At 34.3% G+C, this 1,356-nt stretch carries 2 protein-coding genes; both read left to right on the forward strand.

The features are described 5' to 3' along the window. The first annotated feature begins 113 nt into the window (after positions 1-113). Positions 114-569, forward strand: a complete 456-nt coding sequence (locus JX312_RS13680; protein WP_204458469.1) for a hypothetical protein — start codon at positions 114-116, stop codon at positions 567-569. Positions 570-766: 197 nt separating this feature from the next. Further along, positions 767-1,330 (forward strand): hypothetical protein, encoded by a 564-nt coding sequence (locus JX312_RS13685; protein WP_204458471.1) that lies wholly within the window; start codon positions 767-769, stop codon positions 1,328-1,330. The last annotated feature ends 26 nt before the right edge of the window (positions 1,331-1,356 follow it).

The following is a 1,356-nucleotide window of genomic DNA, read 5'->3' on the forward strand; positions in this document are numbered from 1 at the left end:
GTTAAAAAATCTAAAATGGGGGGGTAATTCGATTGGATCAAATTTGTGAATATCAAACCAATAGAATAGATTATTCAAGCATTGATCCTGCGAATTATATTTCTACCGAGAATATGTTGCAAGATTGTGAAGGAAGAACTTATTATGAGGGTTCACCAGAAGTGAATACTGTAATTGAATATAAAAAAGGCGATATTCTAGTCTCAAACATCCGTCCATATCTTCAGAAGATATGGTTTGCTGATTGTGATGGAGGCTGCAACCCTGATGTACTGGTTATCCGTGTGAAAGATCCAATGCTATATTCACCTGAATTTGTATATTACGCATTGCGTAGAAAGGTCTTCTTTGACCATATGATGCAAGATAAGAGTGGTGTAAAAATGCCACGCGGAAATAAGATAAACAATCTTCGTTTCGAGATTCCCAATTTAACAACAGGCGAACAACAACAAGTCCTTCATAAGGTCTCTGCGATGGAAAAAATTATTCGTGAGGCATCAGATGTAATGAAGTCCTGTGAATCTAGAAAGCAAGAAATCATTAACAAAAGCATATTCAATAATTAGTTGTATGCTGTACAGTACCTGCCATAATAAAGATTCTTATGAGGATCCGAAGACTTCATCAGTCTTTGAAACGATGTGTATGCTTCCGGATGAATTATTGGGGGTAGTATTTCGGACTGCTTGTTTTGATATTGATGAATCTTTCATTGGTTTCAGGGCAGATTGAAGATTATGAATTTTAGCAATGTATGTATAATATGTCAAACCATATCTATTCAATCCAAAATACAATCTTTGCGGATGATAACGCCGTTTTAATGCTAGTATCTTTGTTGGAGGCTGGGGAAACCAATTTCTTTATGGCGCTTTACAATGAAAAAACCATATATAACGCGACAATTAAAAGATTAGATAATGGCAGATATCAAATGAACTTCGCTATACCTGAGTCTTTTTCAAAATCTATTGACATTGATGATTTCTTTAAAAAACCTGTGATTTTAATGATACCATCACTCAATGCCAATGTGCCCAATCTTAATATTATAGTTAGCCAAAGTGACATCGAAAGCGTAAAATTATCAATTAATGGAGAATCCCGTAAAGCAGCTGTCACGTTAAAAGCATTTAGGGCTGACTTTGATGACCAAATATGGAATCAATCAAAACAAACGGCTATATTTAGATTCAATCCCTCTAAATATGATCCGTCTCATAGAGGACTAATTTATGATATAACAACAAATAAAGATCAGACATATAAATTCAAAAACGCTGTTAAAATTGAGCTTAAATCACTGGCGTCTCTTAAAATCTGTTAATGCGAAATTGTTAAACTCTGTATTCA

This window comes from Barnesiella sp. CU968 (genome assembly GCF_905219685.1).
GTDB classification, from domain to species: Bacteria; Bacteroidota; Bacteroidia; order Bacteroidales; family Muribaculaceae; genus Lepagella; species Lepagella muris_A.

Excerpts from the sequence above, each read along its gene's own strand:
- JX312_RS13680 (WP_204458469.1), top strand. The coding sequence starts at position 114 with ATGTTGCAAGATTGTGAAGGAAGAACTTATTATGAGGGTTCACCAGAA.
- JX312_RS13685 (WP_204458471.1), top strand. The coding sequence starts at position 767 with ATGTCAAACCATATCTATTCAATCCAAAATACAATCTTTGCGGATGAT.